This window comes from Comamonas odontotermitis (assembly GCF_040396735.1).
In the GTDB taxonomy this organism is placed as follows: Bacteria; Pseudomonadota; Gammaproteobacteria; order Burkholderiales; family Burkholderiaceae_C; genus Comamonas; species Comamonas odontotermitis_C.
On the sequence record NZ_JBEBNZ010000001.1, the window covers coordinates 230,455 to 249,575 of the forward strand.

The 19,121-nt window shown below is 64.2% G+C and carries 18 protein-coding genes and 1 riboswitch; of the genes, 13 read left to right on the forward strand and 5 right to left on the reverse strand.

What is annotated here, in order from left to right:
- Positions 1-9: 9 nt before the first annotated feature.
- From ACH2DG_RS01065 to ACH2DG_RS01080, 4 genes are all read right to left on the reverse strand, one after another.
- Positions 10-1,797 (reverse strand): GMC family oxidoreductase, encoded by a 1,788-nt coding sequence (locus ACH2DG_RS01065; RefSeq protein WP_395023872.1) that lies wholly within the window; start codon positions 1,795-1,797, stop codon positions 10-12.
- A 3-nt stretch (positions 1,798-1,800) separates the two neighbouring features.
- Positions 1,801-2,559 carry a gluconate 2-dehydrogenase subunit 3 family protein gene (locus ACH2DG_RS01070; protein ID WP_395023873.1) on the reverse strand — a complete coding sequence of 253 codons (759 nt, stop codon included), beginning with the start codon at positions 2,557-2,559 and terminating at the stop codon, positions 1,801-1,803.
- Between the two features lie 114 nt (positions 2,560-2,673).
- Positions 2,674-3,006 (reverse strand): YnfA family protein, encoded by a 333-nt coding sequence (locus ACH2DG_RS01075; RefSeq protein WP_395023874.1) that lies wholly within the window; start codon positions 3,004-3,006, stop codon positions 2,674-2,676.
- Positions 2,994-3,398 (reverse strand): hypothetical protein, encoded by a 405-nt coding sequence (locus tag ACH2DG_RS01080; protein ID WP_395023875.1) that lies wholly within the window; start codon positions 3,396-3,398, stop codon positions 2,994-2,996. Before ACH2DG_RS01080 ends, ACH2DG_RS01075 begins: the two co-directional genes overlap by 13 nt.
- A 115-nt stretch (positions 3,399-3,513) precedes the next feature.
- Between ACH2DG_RS01080 and ACH2DG_RS01085 the strand changes: the two genes are divergently transcribed.
- The 7 genes from ACH2DG_RS01085 (at position 3,514) to ACH2DG_RS01115 (ending at position 10,555) form a co-directional block, all read left to right on the forward strand.
- Positions 3,514-4,293 carry an IclR family transcriptional regulator gene (locus ACH2DG_RS01085; protein WP_395023876.1) on the forward strand — a complete coding sequence of 260 codons (780 nt, stop codon included), beginning with the start codon at positions 3,514-3,516 and terminating at the stop codon, positions 4,291-4,293.
- Between the two features lie 82 nt (positions 4,294-4,375).
- Complete coding sequence (locus ACH2DG_RS01090; protein WP_395023877.1) at positions 4,376-5,482, forward strand: CaiB/BaiF CoA transferase family protein; 1,107 nt, start codon at positions 4,376-4,378, stop codon at positions 5,480-5,482.
- 102 nt (positions 5,483-5,584) lie between these two features.
- On the forward strand, positions 5,585-5,911 hold the full coding sequence (locus ACH2DG_RS01095; protein WP_395023878.1) for a hypothetical protein: 327 nt from the start codon (positions 5,585-5,587) through the stop codon (positions 5,909-5,911).
- A 293-nt stretch (positions 5,912-6,204) separates the two neighbouring features.
- Positions 6,205-7,128: a glycine--tRNA ligase subunit alpha gene (gene glyQ / locus ACH2DG_RS01100; protein ID WP_224150462.1), complete on the forward strand. Its 924-nt coding sequence runs from the start codon at positions 6,205-6,207 to the stop codon at positions 7,126-7,128.
- Between the two features lie 24 nt (positions 7,129-7,152).
- Positions 7,153-7,683, forward strand: coding sequence for a metal-dependent hydrolase (locus ACH2DG_RS01105; RefSeq protein ID WP_395023879.1), 531 nt, complete (start codon positions 7,153-7,155; stop codon positions 7,681-7,683).
- The gene (glyS, locus tag ACH2DG_RS01110; RefSeq protein WP_395023880.1) at positions 7,683-9,815 is read left to right on the forward strand and encodes a glycine--tRNA ligase subunit beta; all 2,133 of its coding nucleotides are present in this window, start codon (positions 7,683-7,685) and stop codon (positions 9,813-9,815) included. Before ACH2DG_RS01105 ends, glyS begins: the two co-directional genes overlap by 1 nt.
- A gap of 170 nt (positions 9,816-9,985) precedes the next feature.
- Positions 9,986-10,555, forward strand: a complete 570-nt coding sequence (locus tag ACH2DG_RS01115; protein ID WP_395023881.1) for a histidinol phosphate phosphatase — start codon at positions 9,986-9,988, stop codon at positions 10,553-10,555.
- 70 nt (positions 10,556-10,625) lie between these two features.
- Here the strand turns inward: ACH2DG_RS01115 and hemE are convergent, their stop codons facing one another.
- Positions 10,626-11,741: a uroporphyrinogen decarboxylase gene (gene hemE / locus ACH2DG_RS01120; protein ID WP_395024122.1), complete on the reverse strand. Its 1,116-nt coding sequence runs from the start codon at positions 11,739-11,741 to the stop codon at positions 10,626-10,628.
- Between the two features lie 172 nt (positions 11,742-11,913).
- Positions 11,914-12,166: riboswitch (cobalamin riboswitch) on the forward strand.
- Between the two features lie 154 nt (positions 12,167-12,320).
- On the opposite strand from hemE, the gene ACH2DG_RS01125 reads away from it, so the two are divergent.
- From ACH2DG_RS01125 to cobW, 6 genes are all read left to right on the forward strand, one after another.
- Positions 12,321-14,390 carry a TonB-dependent receptor gene (locus tag ACH2DG_RS01125; protein WP_395023882.1) on the forward strand — a complete coding sequence of 690 codons (2,070 nt, stop codon included), beginning with the start codon at positions 12,321-12,323 and terminating at the stop codon, positions 14,388-14,390.
- A 3-nt stretch (positions 14,391-14,393) separates the two neighbouring features.
- A complete protein-coding gene (locus ACH2DG_RS01130; protein WP_395023883.1) occupies positions 14,394-15,377 on the forward strand; it encodes an ABC transporter substrate-binding protein in 984 nt (327 codons plus the stop codon).
- On the forward strand, positions 15,374-16,420 hold the full coding sequence (locus ACH2DG_RS01135; RefSeq protein ID WP_395023884.1) for a FecCD family ABC transporter permease: 1,047 nt from the start codon (positions 15,374-15,376) through the stop codon (positions 16,418-16,420). The genes ACH2DG_RS01130 and ACH2DG_RS01135 overlap by 4 nt, the downstream gene beginning before the upstream one ends.
- Positions 16,420-17,193, forward strand: a complete 774-nt coding sequence (locus tag ACH2DG_RS01140) for an ABC transporter ATP-binding protein (protein WP_395023885.1) — start codon at positions 16,420-16,422, stop codon at positions 17,191-17,193. The genes ACH2DG_RS01135 and ACH2DG_RS01140 overlap by 1 nt, the downstream gene beginning before the upstream one ends.
- Positions 17,190-17,960: a CbiX/SirB N-terminal domain-containing protein gene (locus ACH2DG_RS01145; protein ID WP_395023886.1), complete on the forward strand. Its 771-nt coding sequence runs from the start codon at positions 17,190-17,192 to the stop codon at positions 17,958-17,960. Before ACH2DG_RS01140 ends, ACH2DG_RS01145 begins: the two co-directional genes overlap by 4 nt.
- A gap of 103 nt (positions 17,961-18,063) precedes the next feature.
- Positions 18,064-19,119, forward strand: a complete 1,056-nt coding sequence (gene cobW, locus ACH2DG_RS01150) for a cobalamin biosynthesis protein CobW (RefSeq protein WP_395023887.1) — start codon at positions 18,064-18,066, stop codon at positions 19,117-19,119.
- Positions 19,120-19,121 lie beyond the last annotated feature (2 nt).

Below are 19,121 nucleotides of genomic sequence, written 5' to 3' on the forward strand. Positions count from 1 at the left end.
GTTCCTCCATCAGGCCTTGAGCAGCGCGCCGGGCTGCTTCAGGTATTGATCCCGGATGGCACGGGCGGACCAATACGCCAGCGCGGCCACCAGGCCGGTCGGGTTGTAGCCCAGGCCCTGCGGAAAGGCCGATGCCCCCAGCACGAACACGTTGTGCACGTCCCAGCTCTGCAGGTAGCGGTTGACGGCGCTGGTGGACGGGTCGGTGCCCATGATGGCGCCGCCGTTCAGGTGCGTGGTCTGGTAGCTGCTGGTGTCGAAGTGCGTGCCGTCCTTCTTGCCCGAGACACTGATGGCCTGGCCGCCCATGGCCTTGGCGATGGCGCCCATTTTTTCCTGCATGAAAAGGTTCATCCGGATGTCGTTGGGCTGCCAGTCAAACGTCATGCGCAGCAGCGGGTTGCCATAGGCGTCCTTATAGGTGGGGTCCAGGCTCAGGTAGTTGGCGCGGTAGCTCTGGTGGGCGCCGTGCGCATCCATCGAGACGTTGTGCGTATAGGATTCGGCCACCGCCTTTTTCCAGCCACTGCCCCAACTGGGCGTGCCCGGCGGAGTGGGAGTGCCGGAGATGGGCTTGGCACCGGCCTGGTTGACCCAGAAGGGCGAGCCGCCTACGAACCCGGCGGGGCCGTGGTCGAAGTTGTCGGCATTGAAATCATCGACGGCAATGCCGTTGCCGCCCGCGCCGATGAAATTATTGGTGTGGTGCTGGTCCTTGCCGTAGAAGACCTTGATGGTTGCCATGTTCTGGAAGGCAAAGTTCTTGCCAACTACCCCGGTGTTGCTCACCGGGTCGTAGGGCTTGCCGATGCCAGACAGCAGCAGCATGCGCACGTTGTTGAACTGAAAGCTGCATACCGCCACGATGTCGGCAGGCTGCACCACCTCGTTGCCAGCAGCGTCGATGTAGGTCACGCCGGTGGCTGTCTTGCCGTCGGCCGCTAGGTTGATGCGGGTGACCTGGCACTGCGTTCGCAGCTCAAAGCGCGGGTCCAGCCGCAGCGCGGGCAGGATGTTGACGTTGGGCGATGCCTTGGAATACATGTAGCAGGCATAGCCGCTGCAGAAGCCGCAGAAGTTGCACGGCCCCATCTGTACGCCATACGGATTGGTGTAGGGGCCCGATGTATTGGCAGAAGGCATGTTGTATGGGTGGTAGCCCACTGCCTCGGCGGCCTTGCCGTACAGCGAGGCCGAGACCGAGTTCATCTGCGCGGGCAGTGGAAAGTGGTCGGAGCGGTCCGGCGCAAACGGGTTGCCGCCCTTGCCGGCGCCCACGTTCTCGCCCTTCACCGTCCAGGCCGTGCCCGAGGTGCCGAACACCTTTTCGGCGAAGTCGAAATACGGCTCCAGTTCTTCGTAGCCCACGCCGAAATCCTGGATCGTCATGTCCTCGGGGATGAATTTCTTGCCGTAGCGCTCTTCGTAGTGGCTGCGCATGCGCAGTTCTACCGGGTCGACGCGAAAATGCACACCCGACCAGTGCAGGCCCGCGCCACCCACACCGGTGCCCGGCAGGAATGCGCCGAGCTGGCGATTGGGCAGGGCCGTTGCCGCCTCGTTGTGGCGGATGGTGACGGTTTCCTTCGATACATCGACGAAGAGTTTCTTGCGCGAATTGAAGGTCAGCTCGTCCATGGTCTGCGGATAGACGCCGTCGGGGTCGGTATCGCGCATGGGGCCGCGCTCAAGCGCCAGTACATCGAGGCCCGCTTCGGTCAGCTCCTTGGCCAGGATGGCGCCGGTCCATCCGAAGCCGATCACCACGACATCTTTTTTGGGAAGTGTTTTTGCCACGCTTTAACCCCTTTGTCCGCGAATGGAGACAGGCGGCTGCGGGTAGGCTTCGTCGCGCTCGATCCAGTCCATGAAATCGGCACGTGCGCCGGGAAAGCCGATCAGCTTCCAGCCCACCAGCCCCTTGTTGCCGCCGTGCAGCGGGTCGCTGAAGAAACCTTCCCGGGTGTTGCCCCACAGCATGGAAAAGAAGGTGCCGGACGGCAGGCTGTCAAAGCCTTCCGCACCATGCTCCATGGCGGCCAGTGCCTTGTCCTGGTCTGCAGCGGACAGTTCCGCAAAGCGCTTGCCCAGGTTCTTGCTGCACCACTGGTTGGCAGCGGCGATGCCCAGGCGGTAGATCTCCCGTACCGTGAGTTTGAGCTGGTAGCCCATCTCTGCGGGCGCGTCGGGCTGGAATGGCCCTTGCATGTACCAGTTGCTGCCGGCGGCGTAGGGCGTGTTCATCTGGCGGTCGATGAATTCGGGCACGCCCGTTTCCAGTGCGCCAGGGCCCAGTTCGTCATCGGGAATCAGCCTTGCCACCGCAGCCTGCAGGAAGCGGTACTCATCGGGGCTGAAGTAGCTGGGCTGGTACTTGGCGGCGTCGGCCAGCGCCGTATCGACGGCAGGGCCGGAAACCACCGGCAGGTGGTGGCTGCCGGTGGTGGCCAGGGTGGCGGCACCACCGGCTGCGGCCACGGCGGCTACGGGAATGATGGGGAGCGAGCGCTTGAAGAACGTGCGCCGCGAAGGATTGCCCGGCGAGGAGGGGTCTTGCATGATGGGGTTGTATCGTTGTTATCTATCCCCTCATCATTTCTCTTTAGGAAATTGGCACCCTGTCAGCCAATGGGTTGTTGGTTTGTAGGAGAAGGCGCTGCCCTCGCTTTGCTTCTATCGCTGCGCAGCGCCCGCCATGATGACGGCCATGCCCGCCAGGCACAGCGCCACGCCTGCAGCATCCCAGGCGGTGGGGCGCACGCCATCCACCAGCCACAGCCAGGCAATGGCCACGGTGACATAGACGCCGCCGTAGGCTGCGTACACGCGGCCGGACGCCGTGGGGTGCAAGGTCAGCAACCAGACGAAGGCGTAGAGCGACAACGCCGCAGGCAGCAGCACCCACGGGGGCGCCTTTTCCTTGATCCACAGGTAGGGCAGATAGCAGCCCACGATTTCGGCAATCGCGGTCAGAACGAACAGGGCAGTGGTGGTCAGGAGTTGCATGGGCTGGCAAAGTCTGGAAGGCGCGCGGCCAGCTCGGCGTCGTGCCGGGCCAGCGTGTGCAATTGCGCAAATGCGGTCTTGGCCGCCACCGTCACCTGCGAGCCGCAGGTCTGCAGGTAGGCGTCCAGAAAGGGCTGCGCCGTATCGGCAAGGGCCAGCCACGCCGGAGCACAGTCCAGCAGCGCATGGCATGCCATTTCGCAGCGGCCGAGTTGGCTGATGGCCCACAGCGCCGATTGTGCTTCCACCTCGTCCAGGTCGGCATGGTCCTGCACCAGCAGATCCAATGCCTGCTGTTTGTCGGCATCGGGCACGGCGGGGTCGGCAAACAGGCGCCCCAGCTCCGCAATGACGGGTACGCGCGATGGAAGGCCGTGGTTGTTCAGGCTCATGGGCAGGAAATCTTGCAGAAGCTCCCTAGGGCAAGCCATGGGGATGGAGGACACAAATACCGATTAGAATTTTGTGAGACAAAAGTCTCGTAATCGATAATTTTTTGACGGATTTATGAACTCTGACGCGGATGGAAAGCTGGTCAGCGCCCTGGTGCGCGGCATCAGCATTTTGCAATGCTTCAACAACAAGCGCCAGGAACTCAGCGGCAAAGAGCTGATGGATTTGACGGGATTGCCCAAACCCACCCTGTTCCGCCTGACGGAGACGCTGTGCGAGCTGGGCCTGTTGCGCTATTCGGAGCGCTTGTCCAAATACGTGCCGGGCGTGGCGCTGCTCAACCTCGCCTCGCCCGTGCTGGCACGTATGACGATGCGTCAGTTTGCCCGCACGCAGATGGAAGAGCTGGCCAACTACATGGGCGGCCAGATCCAGCTGAACGTGGGCAGCGGCCGCGAACTGGTGCTGGTGGAACTGGCCAAGGGCATTGAAGACAAGCTGTTCGCGCCCGAGATCGGCGTGGGCATTTCGCTCTCGCGCACTGCCACGGGTCGCGCCTATTTGCTGGCCTTGCCGCAGGCGCAGCGCGAAAGCTACCTGGCGGACCTGGCGGCGCGCGATGCAGAGCGTGCCACGCAACTGCGCGAGCGCCTTGATGACGCCCGCCGCGATTTGGCCGAACACGGCTTTTGCCGCAGCCACGGCGACCTGCACCGCGAAATCCAGTCGATTGCCGTGCCGCTCTCCAAGCCGCAGGACGGCGAGTACTGGGTATTTGCCGCATCGGTGCCTTCGTACAACCCCAAGAGCAGCCAGATGGAAACCGATATCGGCCCGCGCCTCATCACGCTGGTGCGCTCCGTTGAAGCCGTGCTGGGCGGTACAGGCGTGTGATGGCGTGGTGCTATTGATTTGATATTGACTGTGCCCGCCAACAGGGCGCTGTACGTCGATTTTATAAAAATATGGAGACAGCATGAAAGTACTGGACAGCATCAAGGTTCTCGAGATCGGCGGCCTCGGCCCCGGCCCGTTCTGCGCCATGCACCTGGCCGATCTGGGCGCCGATGTGATCTCCATCGTGCGCGAGGAAAAGCATGCCGCGCCCACGGGCAACCTGCTCAACCGTGGCAAGCGCTCGGTATTTGCCGACCTGAAGACGCCCGAGGGCAAGGCCCTGGTGCTGGCCCTGGTGCAAGGCGCTGACGTGCTGATCGAAGGCATGCGCCCGGGCGTGATGGAGCGCCTGGGCCTGGGCCCGGCCGAATGCATGGCAGTCAACCCCCGGCTGGTGTACGGCCGCATGACGGGCTGGGGCCAGAGCGGCCCGCTCAGCCCCCGTGCCGGGCATGACAACAACTACGCGGCGCTGTCTGGCGCCCTGTGGGGCTGCAGCCCGGCCGATGCGCGCCCCGTGTCGTCGTTCGCCATGGTGGGCGATATCGGCGGCGGCGCGCTCTACCTGATGACGGGTTTGCTGGCGGGTGTCATCAACGCGCGCCAGACCGGTCAGGGCACGGTGGTGGACGCCGCGATTGTGGATGGCGCCGCCCACATGCTCAACCTGGCGCTGAGTGCCCGGCAAAAGGGCGTAGTCACCGACACGCGCGGCACCAGCATCCACGACAGTGCGCCTTTTTACGAAACCTATGTCTGCGCAGACGGCGCCCACATCACCATTGGTAGCATCGAGCCGCAGTTCTACGCCTTGTTGTTGCACACCTTGGGCCTGGCGGATGATGCCGATTTTGCGACTCCTCAATGGGACAAGGCCGCCTGGCCCGGGCGTCGCGCGCGCCTGCAGGCCATCTTCATCACCCAGCCGCGCAGCCACTGGCAGCAGGTGTTTGAAGGCACCGATGTGTGTTTTGGCGCAGTACTGAGCCCGCTGGAAGCGTCGCAACACCCCCACATGCAATCGCGCGGCGTGTATGGCGAGCAGGGCGGTGTTCTGCAGGCCGCGCCTGCGCCGCGCTTTGATGGCGCCGCCTATGCCACCAACGCCATGTGTGCAGCGGGTGCGCATACCGAAGCGGTGCTGGCATTGGTACAGGACGGGCGTGCGCACGGGGTCTGGCGTTAGGGGGCGTGGCGATTTTTTATCCACCAGCAGTGCGCGCCGTAATGCGGTACAACAGACGCTTGAACGCGTTCCTGCTGTTCTCACTCCTTGCATAGCCGCGCCATGAGCATCGCCGTCTTCTACCTGCACAACACCAACCCCGACACAGAGGGCGAAGTCCGCTGGCAACCCCGCTGCATTGCCTATACCGACCAGCAGATGAGCGAGGCCCTGGCGCAGTGCCAGACGTTGCGCGGCGATGCGCGCAATGCGCATGTGGTGATCTCGTCGGAGTTGCGCGACATGGTGGGCAAGATGGGGGTGGCCGCAGTCGAAGGCGGCCAGACGCCCGACGGCCAAACCTACGACTGGAGCAAGGCTGGCCGCGCAGGCAACAGCCGAAAAAACGCCATGGAGCCGCCCAGACAGCGCAAGGACATGGATTCCTGAGCGCGGCTATTCCTATCGTCTTTTGCTATCAAAAACAAAGTGATAAATGGCGCAAATGGTGCGCAGACGGCCGATTGCTCATCCAAACTTGCACATCTTGCCCGGTGCGGCACGCCGCCACTCGGCTATCGCCACCCAGGCGTCACCTGAAAGCACTAAAATCAAGGGTTTTGACCGCTTTGCGGGCTAAGAACGTGTTCTAAGGCCGCAGTGCTTGCATGCAGCTGGGCCATGCCGCCATGTGCCGTGGAGCATAGGCGCGGGGCGGCGCACTGTATCACCACCAGATTCTCATGTTGACCTTCCAACAAATCATCCTGAAGCTGCAGCAGTACTGGGCCGACCAGGGCTGCGCGCTCTTGCAACCCTATGACATGGAAGTGGGCGCGGGCACCTCGCACACGGCCACCTTCCTGCGCGCCATCGGCCCCGAGCCCTGGAAGGCTGCCTATGTGCAGCCCAGCCGCCGCCCCAAGGATGGCCGCTATGGCGAAAACCCCAACCGGGGCCAGCATTACTACCAGTTCCAGGTGGTGCTCAAGCCCGCGCCAGCCAACATTCTGGATCTGTACCTGGGATCGCTCGAAGCGCTGGGCTTTGACCTGAAGAAGAACGACATCCGCTTTGTCGAAGACGACTGGGAAAATCCCACGCTGGGCGCCTGGGGCCTGGGCTGGGAAGTCTGGCTCAACGGCATGGAAGTGACGCAGTTCACCTACTTCCAACAGGTAGGCGGCATCGACTGCAAGCCCGCGACCGGCGAGATCACCTACGGCCTGGAGCGCCTGGCGATGTACCTGCAAGGCGTCGAGAACATGTACGACCTGGTCTGGACCGTGGATGCCGATGGCCGCAAGCTCAGCTATGGCGATGTGTTCCACCAGAACGAGGTGGAGCAATCCGCGTACAACTTCGAGCACTCCGATGCCGATTTCCTGTTCACTGCCTTTGCCGCGCACGAAAAACAGGCCAAGCACCTGATGGAGGCGCAACTGGCATTGCCCGCCTATGAGCAGGTGCTCAAGGCTGCGCACACCTTCAACCTGCTGGACGCGCGTGGCGCGATCAGCGTGACCGAGCGCGCCGCCTACATTGGCCGCATCCGCAACCTGGCACGCGCAGTGGCGCAAAGCTACTACGACAGCCGTGAGCGCCTGGGCTTTCCGATGGCGCCGCGCGAATGGGTGGCACAGATGCCAGCCAAGGCTGCTGCCTGATTCTGTTCTCTGCAAGCCGCGTCCATGCCCACCATCTTCACGCATGTTGCCGTTCCGGTTGCCGCAGCGCTGGCGCTGGGCAGCCGCCGTGTGCCGCCCAGCATGCTGCTGGTGGGGTGCCTGGCCGCCATCGTGCCGGATTTTGATGGCATTCCCCACCAGTTTGGCTGGCAGGGCCTGGGAATGTGGGGCCACCGCGGCTTTACCCACACCGCCCTGTTTGCCGCGCTGATGGGCATCATCGGCCTGCTGCTGGCCAGATGGTGGAAGGTGCCGCGCATTGCCGGTTTTGCGTGGCTGTTCGCCTGCACGGTGTCGCACCCCCTGCTGGACATGATGACCAGCGGCGGCAGCGGCATTGCGCTGTGGTGGCCTTTTACCAGTGAACGTTTTTTCAGTCCGTGGCGGCCGATTGCCGTGTCGCCCATCCTGGCGGACCGCTTTTTCTCGCAGCGCGGCGTACAGGTAATGGTCAGTGAACTCTACAACGTATGGTTCCCGCTGCTGACCATCGGCCTTTCCATCTTTGCGTTGCGCCATACCCGGAAATCCTGATGACTTCCTCTCCCAATCTTCTGGTCGAACTGTTTGTTGAAGAGCTGCCTCCCAAGGCGCTCAAAAAGCTGGGCGAAGCATTTGCCCAGGTGCTGCTTGCGCAACTGCGCGCGCAGGGCCTGGCGGGCGATGCCTCGCAGCTGACGGCCTACGCCACGCCACGCCGCCTGGCTGCCCACATCACCGATGTGCTGCCCCGCGCCGCCGACAAGCAGGTTTCGCAAAAACTGATGCCCGTGACCGTGGGCCTGACGGCAGACGGCCAGGCGACGCCCGCGCTGCTCAAGAAACTGGCCGCACTGGGTGCCGATGCCGCCGCCGTGCCCCAGCTCAAGCGCGCACCCGACGGCAAGGCCGAGGCGCTGTTCTACGACAGCACCGTGGCTGGCGCCACCTTGGCCGAAGGCCTGCAGAAAGCGCTGACCGAAGCGATTGCCAAGCTGCCGATCCCCAAGGTTATGACCTACCAGCTCGAAAGCAACTGCGAGCTGCCCGGCTGGAGCAGCGTGCAGTTCGTGCGCCCCGCGCATGGCCTGGTGGCGCTGCACGGCTCGCAGGTGCTGGAATCCATTGAAGCCCTGGGCCTGAAGGCGGGCAATACCACGCACGGCCACCGCTTTGAAGCACTGGCCGACCCGGTGCTGATCGCCAATGCCGACAGCTATGCACAGACCCTGGCCGAGCAGGGCGCCGTGATTGCCAGCTTCGATGAACGCAAGGCCACCATCGCCCGCCAGCTCCAGGAAGCTGCAGCGCGCGTGGGCGGAGGCGTTCGCGCCATCGAAGACGAAGCATTGCTGGACGAAGTGACCGCCCTGGTCGAGCGCCCCAACGTGCTGGTCTGCCAATTCGAGAAGGAATTTCTGGATGTGCCCCAGGAATGCCTGATCCTGACCATGAAGGCCAACCAGAAGTACTTCCCGCTGCTGGACGCTGCTGGCAAGCTGACCCACCAGTTCCTGGTTGTCAGCAACATCAGCCCCGCAGACGCGTCGGCGGTGATCGGCGGCAACGAGCGCGTGGTGCGCCCACGCCTGGCCGATGCCAAGTTCTTTTTTGACCAGGACCGCAAGAAAACGCTGGAATCGCGCGCGCCGCTGCTGGCCAAGGTGGTGTACCACAACAAGCTGGGCACGCAGGGTGAGCGCGTGCAGCGCGTGCGCGCCATCGCCAAGAGCATTGCCCAGCAACTGGGCGCCACGGCGCTGGGCAAGCAGGTGGACCAGGCCGCTTTGCTGGCCAAGACCGATCTGGTGACCGACATGGTGGGCGAGTTCCCGGAACTGCAAGGCACGATGGGCCGCTACTACGCGCTCAACGACAAGCTTGACGTGGCCGTGGCAGATGCCATTGAAGACCACTACAAACCCCGCTTTGCCGGCGACGAGCTCCCCCGCGGCGAGGTGGGCGTGATCGTTGCGCTGGCCGACAAGCTGGAAACCCTGGTCGGCATGTTCGGCATCGGCAACCTGCCCACCGGCGACCGCGACCCGTTTGCACTGCGCCGCCATGCGCTGGGCGTGATCCGCATGCTGGTGGAGAAGGACTTGCCGCTGGATCTGGATACCCTGCTGGTCAGCACGCTGCCTGCGTTTGGCGACAAGATCGAAGACGCTACGCCAGCGCTCTCCGACTTCATCTATGACCGCCTGGCTGGAAGCCTGCGTGAACAAGGCTTCAGTGCGCAGGAAGTGGACGCCGTGCTCGCCCACCGTCCGCAGCGCCTGGCCGATGTGCAAAAGCGCCTCGAAGCCGTGCGCGCCTTTGCCGCCTTGCCAGAGGCGCCAGCGCTTGCTGCGGCCAACAAGCGCGTGGGCAACATCCTGAAAAAGGCGGATGCCCCCGTCAGCCCCAATGTCAACGAAGCCGTGCTGCAGGAGCAGGCCGAAAAGGACCTGTACGCCGCCCTGCAGACCGTGGCCCCCAAGGCCCATGCCCAGTTCGCGGCGGGCGACTACACCGCCAGCCTGCAGACGCTGGCCGCCTTGCGCGCTCCGGTCGACGCCTTCTTTGAGCATGTGATGGTGAATGCGGAAGACCCGGCGCTCAAGGCCAACCGCCTGGGCCTGCTGGCCACCCTGCACGATGCGATGAACCGCGTGGCCGACCTGTCCCGTCTGGTCGCCGCCTGATTCTCTGGGTACACTGGTTCCCAGCGGGTCAGAAGCCTGCTGCCGCCCGTGCGGCGGCAGGCAATAACGATGAGGACTGACGCCAGCCAGGATGCGCAACGGGCCGAGCCATGGGCGCCGTCTGTTGCCGGATCCGGATTTGCGGAGGTCGGTACAACAAGGGGACGGTTATGAAACTCGCCATCATCGAGCGCGACGGCATCGTCGGCCAGCCGGTCACGGGCCAGCTCACTGGCCATCACGACTGGCATGTACTGCCCGATGCCGCCAGCGGCATTGCACGGCTCAACCTGTCGGGCTGGCATGTGGTGCTGGTGGCCAACCAGCCTGGCCTGGAGCGCGGTCTGTACGATTGTGCTGCGCTCAACGACTACCACCGTCAGATGTACAAGGATCTGGCCATGGTGGGCGCCAAGGTTGATGCCGTCTTCTTCTGCCCGCATGCCCCCGAGGACCATTGCGAATGCTGGGCACCGCAGGCCACCTTGCTGCGCCAGATCACGGAGCGGTTCAATACCGAGGCCGGCAAGGTTGCCGTCGTGGCGCGCAGCACCGAGTTGCTGCAGGCTGCCGCCAGCCTGGGCGCCTGCCTGCATTGGATTGCGCCGGCTGAGGCGGCCGCAGCACACCCGCAATGTCCATCGGCCCAGGCCGCGCAGCACGCCACCCTGGCGCAGTGTACCGAGGCCCTGCTGCACTGGCAGCCGCCCAGATCCCCGTCGCAACTGGCCGCTGCATAAACCGGCTGCTGTATCACCGGCCAAAAACAAGCCCCGCATGGCGGGGCTTGTTGCTGAAGAGGGTGCTGCTTTACTGGCGCATGGCGCGCGATTGGCTGTGCACCGCTTCGACGAGCGCCGCTACATGCTCGGGCGGCGTGAACTGGCTGATGCCATGGCCCAGATTGAAGATGTGCGTGGGGCCGGTGGTGGTGCCATCGGTATGCGGCTTGCCAAAGCTGCTGAGCACGGCCTGCACCTGCTCCGCAATGCGCTCGGGCGGGGCAAACAGCACATTCGGGTCGATATTGCCTTGCAACGCCTTGCCCGGGCCGCCCACTGCGCCACCAACGACAGCGCGCGCATGGCCCAGGTTGGCCGTCCAGTCGAGGCCCAGCACTTCGCAATCGAGTGCGTTCATGTCCTGCAGCCAGATGCCGCCGCCCTTGGTGAAGACGATGCGGGGCACATCCTGACCATCGGTGCCGTGGCGCTTCAACTGGCTGAGTACACGTTTGGTATAGGCCAGGCTGAACTGCTGGAACATGCCGTCGGCCAGCACGCCGCCCCAGCTGTCAAAAATCATCACGGCCTGCGCGCCCGCGTCGATCTGTGCATTCAGATACGCCGCCACGCTGTCGGCGTTGATTTCGAGAATGCGGTGCATCAGGTCGGGGCGCGCGTACATCAGCGATTTGACCTGGCGGTAGTCGTCGCTGCCCTTGCCCTCGACCATGTAGCAGGCCAGCGTCCAGGGGCTGCCGGAAAAACCGATCAACGGCACGCGGCCATCCAGCGCGCGGCGGATGCTGGTGACGGCATCGAATACATAGCGCAGCTTGTCCAGGTCGGGCACGGCCAGTTCTGCAACTGCCGCCTCGTCGCGCACATGTCTCGCAAAGCGCGGGCCTTCGCCTTCGGCAAACGACAGGCCCAGGCCCATGGCGTCGGGAACGGTCAGGATGTCGGAGAACAGGATGGCTGCGTCGAGCGGAAAACGCTCCAGCGGCTGCAGGGTAACTTCGGTTGCATAGTCCACATTCGTGGCCAGGCCCATGAAGCTGCCCGCCTTGGCGCGCGTGGCCTTGTACTCGGGCAGGTAGCGGCCGGCCTGGCGCATCAGCCACAGGGGCGTGTAGTCGGTGGCCTGGCGGCGGCAGGCGCGCAAGAAGGTGTCGTTGTGCAGGGGGGCAAAGGTCGTGCTCATGGCCTGATTGTCGCCCAGCGGCACAAGGCCGACGGGGAGAACCTGACTGTGGGTACCGCCTTCATGGGCAATGGTGTGGTCGTTGCGCTCCGCGCGATGGTTGCCGTTGGGTAAAAAGACCGGTTTCGGGCCGGTGATAGAATTGCGCATCGCCCTGAGAATCATTTCTCCAGGGCGTTTCGTTTCGGAAGGTGCTCGCCTTGGCGAGTGAAACGGGAACAAGGTGCGGTCGTCCGACCCAGGCCTTGGCTGCCCCCGCAACGGTATGCAGGAAAACACCCCAGGCAGGCGACTTTGCGCTTGCAGCCACTGGATCGGCGTGTGCGCTCCAACATGGAGCGCTGCACGCTACCGGGAAGGTGGGGTTTGGGTCCGAGATGGATCGCCTGCGAGCCCGGAGACCGGCCCGCCGATGTTCACAGCGCATGCTTTTGGGTGCATGCGCTGGCTTTCCACTGTCTGCGGGGTGCGGATGGCGTTCTCGGTACCAGTCTCGGTTCGTGGGTTCGGCCATCGCTTCAGACAACGGATGTCCTGGGGTGCTGCGTGATGCACGGCCTTCTTTTTTCTTTTCCTCTCTTGCGGCGCACGGCCTGTGGCCTGCTGCTGTCTCCCGCAGCCGTTCTGGCGCAGCAGACCCTGACTGAAGTGGTCGTCACTGGCAGCCGCAATGAGGCGCCTGCACTCGACACCGCACGCCGCTCTGCAACGGCGTCACATGTCGATGTGCCCACGCTGGACCTGCCCGCCAGCGTGGGCAGCGTGTCGGCCGAGCAGATCGATGAGCGCGCCGACCGGGGTGCTGCTGAAGCGGTGACGCGCACCGTAGGCCTGTCGGCTGCGGGCACGCCGGGCAATGGCGGGCTGGCGTTTGCGAGCCGGGGCTTCTATGGCGTCAATTCGGTGGGTGTGGCCGAAGACGGCATCACGCTGGGCGTGGGCTCGGGAACCATCAACTATCCGTCGGACACCTGGGGTTATGAACGCTTTGAAGTGTTGCGCGGCCCCGCGTCGCTGATGTACGGCAGCGGCACCATGGGCGCCACAGTCAACGCCATTCGCAAGCAGCCCAGCCGAGAACGCTCCACTGAACTCCTGCTCTCGGGCGGCAACCATGGCACTGCACGCATGGGCCTGGGCAGCACCGGAGCCCTGAGCGATACGCTGACCTACCGTGTGGATGCCTACGGCGCGCGCAGCGACGGCGACCGAGCCTTCGACAACAGCAAGGGCGGCAAGCTGATGAGCGCGCTGCGCTGGCAGCCGCGTGGCGACTTCACGCTCGATGTGACGGCCGACATCAGCAGCCAGGCGCCATCGCGCTATTACGGCACGCCGACCACCAATGGCCGTGTGGCGCGCGAGCTGATCGACACGGGCTACAACACCGAAGACAGCGACATCCATTACCGCGACAAACGCTTCAAGGCCAAGGCAACCTGGCAAGTCAACGACGCACTGGCGGTGCGCAACGAGCTCTACCACTTTGGCGCCGACCGCCACTGGAAGAACATCGAGGCCTATGACTACAACCCGGCCGCAGGCACGGTGGCGCGCTCGGATTACCTCGAAATCGGCCATGCACTGCAGCAAAACGGCAACCGCCTGGCGCTGGACTGGAAGGGCAGTGCGCACCAGTTGGCTGTGGGCTGGGATGTGTCCCAGGCCAACTTCCGCAACACCAGCAATTCTCCATACACGGGAAGCTCCATCGTCTCTGCATTCGATCCGGTGCCGGGCACCTGGATCAGTCCCGATCCGTATTTGCCGCGCATGGGCTCGGCCTTGCGGCAGAACGCGCTGTATATCGAAGACGCCTGGAAGATCAACGAGCAGTGGTTGCTGATGGGCGGCATCCGCCGTGACTGGTACGAATTCTCGCGGCAGGATTTCGTGGCCAAGACGGGCTTTGACAAGGACCTGAACGGCACCTCGTGGCGCCTGGGCCTCACGCGCAGGCTGACCGCGCAGTCAAGTGTCTATGCACAGATGACCACCGGGCACGACCCAGTCACCAGCCTGCTGTCGCTGGCGGCCTCGCAGACCGGCTTTTCGCTCAGCAAGGGCCGCCAGCAGGAAGTCGGCTTCAAGCAGCAACTGGCCGATGGCCGTGGCGAATGGACGGCAGCGCTGTTCCATATCGCCAAGGGCGACATCATCACCCGCGATCCGGCGAATTCGGCCCTGTCGATCCAGGGCGGCAAGCAGTCATCGCGCGGGTTGGAGCTGGCTGGCGCATTGCAGGCAAGCCCGGCGTTGCGCCTGGAGGCCAACGCTGCCTATACCAAGGCACGGTTTGACGAGTTGATCGAAGCAGGCGGCGCCGACCGCAGCGGCAATCGCCCAGCCAACGTGCCCAAGGTCACGGCCAACCTGTGGGGACACTACCGCGAAGGCGGCTGGCGCACGTCGCTTGGCCTGCGCTACGTAGGCAGCCGCTTTGGCGACAACGCCAACAGCGCCGGCAAACGCTTGCCGGGCTACACCGTGCTGGACGCCGTAGTGAGCTGGAATGCTTCCCCTCAGACCACCGTCAGCCTGATTGGTCGCAACCTGACAAACCGCGTCTACGCCACAGCCGCCTACAACAGCCAATGGCTCGTGGGTGCCAGCCGCAGCGTGGAGCTGATGGCGCAGATGCGCTTCTGAACCATGCAACGAATCTTCCTGCTGCTGATCGCGCTGTGCGCCACGCCTGCATGGGCGCAGGATGCGAAGCGCCCTCCGGTAACCGTCAATGTCTGCGGCCAGCCGCAGACCTATGCCACTGTGCCTCGCCGAGCCGTGACGCATGACGTGAACATCACCGAGATGTTTTTGTTTCTGGGGTTGGCCGACCGGCTGGTGGGATATTCCGGCATGTATGCGGGCAAAGATGCCAGCCCGCAGATCGTGCCCATGCTGGCGGGGGTTCCCAATCTGTCGCCCCAGGGCATGAACCTGGAGAATATCGTCGCCGCGCAGGCCGATTTCGTCTTTGGTGGATGGAGCTATGGCTTTCAGCAGGGCGGCGTCACGCCACAGCTGCTGGCGCGCTACGGCATTGCGTCCTATGTGTTGACCGAATCCTGCATCCGTGTGCAAAAGCGCGCGGACGTGGCCCTGGAAGATACCTTTGTCGACATGGACAACGTGGCCCGTATTTTTGGTGTGCAGCGGCAGGTCGCGCCACGCGTTCAGCGACTGCGCGACGATCTGGCGCTGCTGCGCCAGCAGATGCGCGGCAGTGCGCTGCAGCCCAGGGTCTTTGTTTTCGACAGCGGCGAGAAGATTCCCACCACCGTAGGCCGTTACGGCATGCCGCAGGCCATGTTGGAGGCGGCGGGTGCGCGCAACATCTTCGACGATATCGCCAGCAACTGGCCCAAGGGCAACTGGGAAGACGTGGTGCTGCGCGACCCCGAGTGGATCGTCATCATCGACTACGGCCAGCCCAATGCCCAGGGCAAGATGGATTTTCTGCTGCAGAAAAAAGAGCTGCAGACGGTGAACGCAATCCGCAACAAGCGCTTTTTCGTGATGACCTATGCCGAAGCCACCCCAGGCCCGCGCAATGTGGAAACCGCCCAGCGCCTGGCCGCCGCATTGCATCCACAGCGGGAAATCACCGTGACACCGGTGCGCTTTCAACCATGAAGACCTCGGCCCTGCCCTGGATGCTCGTGCTGCCTGTGCTGCTGACCCTGGCGGTGCTGGCTGGCGTCACCTGGGGCTCGGCGCAGCTGGACATGGGGCAGGTCTGGTCCATCGTGCGGCATCAGGTGGCGCAGGCGCTGGGCATGCAGACGGCGGAACCTGGCTGGAGCCTGCAGCAGTACCAGATTGTCTGGATGATCCGCCTGCCGCGTGTGCTGATGGCGGCGCTGGTAGGGGCTGGGCTGTCTATCGTGGGCGTGGTGATGCAGGCCATGGTGCGCAACCCGCTGGCCGACCCGTACATGCTGGGTGTGTCGTCCGGTGCTTCAGTGGGGGCGGTATCGGTGCTGGCCTGGGGTGTGTTTGCGGCGGCGGGGCTCTACGCGGTGACAGCGGGTGCGTTCATTGGCGCACTGGTGGCCACCGTGCTGGTCTATCTGCTTGCGCAGCAAGGCGGACGCATTCCTTCGGCGCGGCTCATCCTGAGTGGTGTGGCCGTGGGCTACATGCTCACCGGGCTGACCAGCCTGGTCACCCTCACCGCAGGCCAGCGCGATCTGGCCAATGCCTTGCTCACCTGGCTGCTGGGCAGCCTGGCCGGCACGCAGTGGCAGGCGCTGGGCCTGCCTGCTGGCATGGTGCTGGCGGGCATGCTGTGGCTGCTGGCGCAGGCGCGGCCACTGAACGCGCTGCTGGCGGGTGATGAAGCCGCCGCCACGCTGGGTGTGGCAGCCGAGCGGCTGCGCCGGCAATTGTTTGTGGTGGTGTCGCTGCTCACTGGGACGATGGTGGCGGTGAGCGGTGCGATCGGCTTTGTCGGGCTGGTGATTCCGCATGTCACACGCATGCTGGTGGGCAGCGACCACCGGCGCGTATTGCCCGTCGCGGCGCTGATGGGTGGCGTGTTCCTGGTGCTGGTCGATGGTGCCGCGCGTACATGGTTTGCGCCCATGGAGATACCGGTTGGCGTCATCACGGCCTTTGTTGGCGGGCCGTTCTTCATCGCCATGCTGTGGCGCGGCGCCGTGCGGGAGGATCGTTGATGCTGCAGGCGCAAGGGTTGCACTTTGCCGTAGGCCAACGCGCCATCGTGCAGGATGCCGCGCTGCATGTGAGTGCTGGCGAGTGTGTGGGCCTGATCGGCCCCAATGGCTGCGGCAAGTCGACACTGCTGCGCATGCTCTACCGCGTGTTGCCGCCGCACCGCGGCGTGGTGCGGCTGGAGGGGCAGGATGTCTGGCAGATGGATGCGCGTGCGTTTGCGCGGCAAGCTGCCGTGCTGGCACAGAACAGTGCACCAGCCTTCGACAGCACGGCGCAGGAAGCAGTAATGCTGGGTCGCTTGCCGCACCAGGGGCGCTTTGCCGCTGATAGCGTGCAGGACAGACGCATCGTTACCGAGAGCCTGGAGCGTGTGGGCGCCGCGCAGCTTGCCGGCCAAAGCATGGCCACCCTCTCCGGCGGCGAGCGCCAGCGTGTGCTGCTGGCGCGTGCGCTGGCCCAGCAGCCGCGCCTGCTGTTTCTCGACGAGCCGACGAACCACCTCGACATTCGCTACCAGTTGGAGCTGATGCGGCTGGTGCGCAGCCTCCAACTCACCGTGCTGGTCGTGCTGCATGACCTCAATATCGCCGCCCAGTTCTGTGATCGGCTGTACCTGATGGAGGCAGGCGCGCTCGTAGCCAATGGAGCGCCGCGCGAGGTGCTCACACCCGAAGCAATGGCGCGCGTATTTGGTGTGCGGGCCACCATTGATGACCACCCGGCCACCGGCCGGCCTCGCATTGCCTACTGGATGGAATGGGATGGACCATGACGACAGGTGAATCCATCGCCATCGTGCTGTTGGGGCGCGGTGGTGTCGCCAGATCGACCACCGGCGAGCTGACGGAGTTGGCACGGCAGCTATCGGCGCAATGGCCAGGTGTGCAGGTGCTGCCCGCCTTCGTTGATCGCTGGCAGCCGGATCTGCCTGCGGCGCTTTCCACCAGCGCGGATGCCGGTGCGCGGACCATTGCCATCGTACCGTTGATGCTGCCGGACGAGGCTGCGCTGCGCCGCTGGCTGCACAAGGTGGCCATGCGTTGGCTTGCCGGCCGGGGTGATGGCGGACCTCGCATCGTCTTTGCCGATCCTCTATCGCAGACCGTACCGCTGCCGGCACTGCTGGCCCTGGCTGTGCGCAACGCGCTGACGCACCAGCCCGATGTGCCTGCCATGGTTGGCGATGAGGACTGGCAGCACGACCCCAAGGGCTGGTCCAGCGTGCCGGAGCACACGCACCACGCGCTGTGGTGTACGGGGCCGCGCTGTGCGGCAGCCGGTGCAGTGGCGCTGTGGCCTGTGCTCACCAGTACCGTCAATGACACGCCTGCCTTGAAGAAATGCGTGCGTCCGCTGCAGACGAGCTGCCAGTATCCCTGCAACCACGGCCCGCTGATGATCGTCTATCCCGAAGGCGTGTGGTACGGGCCGCTGGATGCGGATGGCATCCGCCACGTGCTGACCCGCCATGTGCTGCACCGCGAAGTGGACCCTGCGTTGCGCGTGCATGGGCCGCTGCAGATTGATCAAAAACCATAGCAAAAGCGATTGATACGCAGGGATTTCAAATAAGTAGCGATTTGAAGACCTCATCCCTAAAGTGCAATCCGCTATCCAACTTCACCCCTCAGGAGTTCACACCATGCAAACCACCAAGATTCCCGCCACCATCGTCACCGGCTTTCTGGGCAGCGGCAAGACCACGCTGATGCGCCATATCCTTGAAAAGGCCCAGGGCCTGCGCGTGGCCGTCATCGTCAACGAGTTTGGCGAGTTGGGCATCGACGGCGAAATACTCCGGACCTGTGCCATCGGTTGCAAGGACGAAGGCGGCGCCGACGCGCCCGAAGGCCAGATCTACGAACTGGCCAACGGCTGCATGTGCTGCACTGTGCAGGAAGAGTTCTTTCCGGTGATGAAGGCCCTGGCAGAGCGCCGTGCCGATATTGATGTGCTGCTGATCGAGACCAGCGGGCTGGCTCTGCCAAAACCACTGGTGCAGGCCTTTCAGTGGCCGGAGATCGCCAGTGTCTTCACCGTGGACTCGGTGGTGACCGTGGTGGACGCGCCCGCAACTGCAGCCGGCCAGTTTGCCCATGATCCGCATGCCGTTGATGCGCAGCGCCTGGCAGACCCCAACCTCGACCATGAAGCCAGCCTGCACGAGTTGTTCGAGGACCAGCTCTCTGCCGCCGATCTGGTGGTGCTCTCGAAGGCAGACCTGGTCTCGCCGGAGGAGTTGGCGCAAGTGCGTGCCCTGGTGGCCGAGGAGGTACCGGCAGAGGTCAAGATGGTAGAGGCCGTGCAGGGCAGCGTGCCGCTGTCCGTGCTGCTGGGCCAGCAGCGCGCGGCGGAAATCCATATCGATGCACGGCACTCCAACCATGACCACGACGAAGCGCATGACCATGACGACTTCGATTCGCTGTTCATCGACCTGGGGGCTGTGGACCGCGATCGCCTGATACAGGCGCTGCAGGACATCGTGCAGCAGCACGCCGTGCTGCGCGTCAAGGGCTTTGCTGCATTGCCTGGCAAGAAGATGCGGCTTCTGGTGCAGGGCGTGGGGCGGCGTTTCGATGCATACTTCGACCGCGCCTGGAAGGAGGGCGAAGCCCAGGCAACGCGGCTTGTGTTCATCGGCAAGGGGTTGGATGCAGGGCTGCTGCGCACGGCGCTGGCTGCATCGGAAGTCTGAAC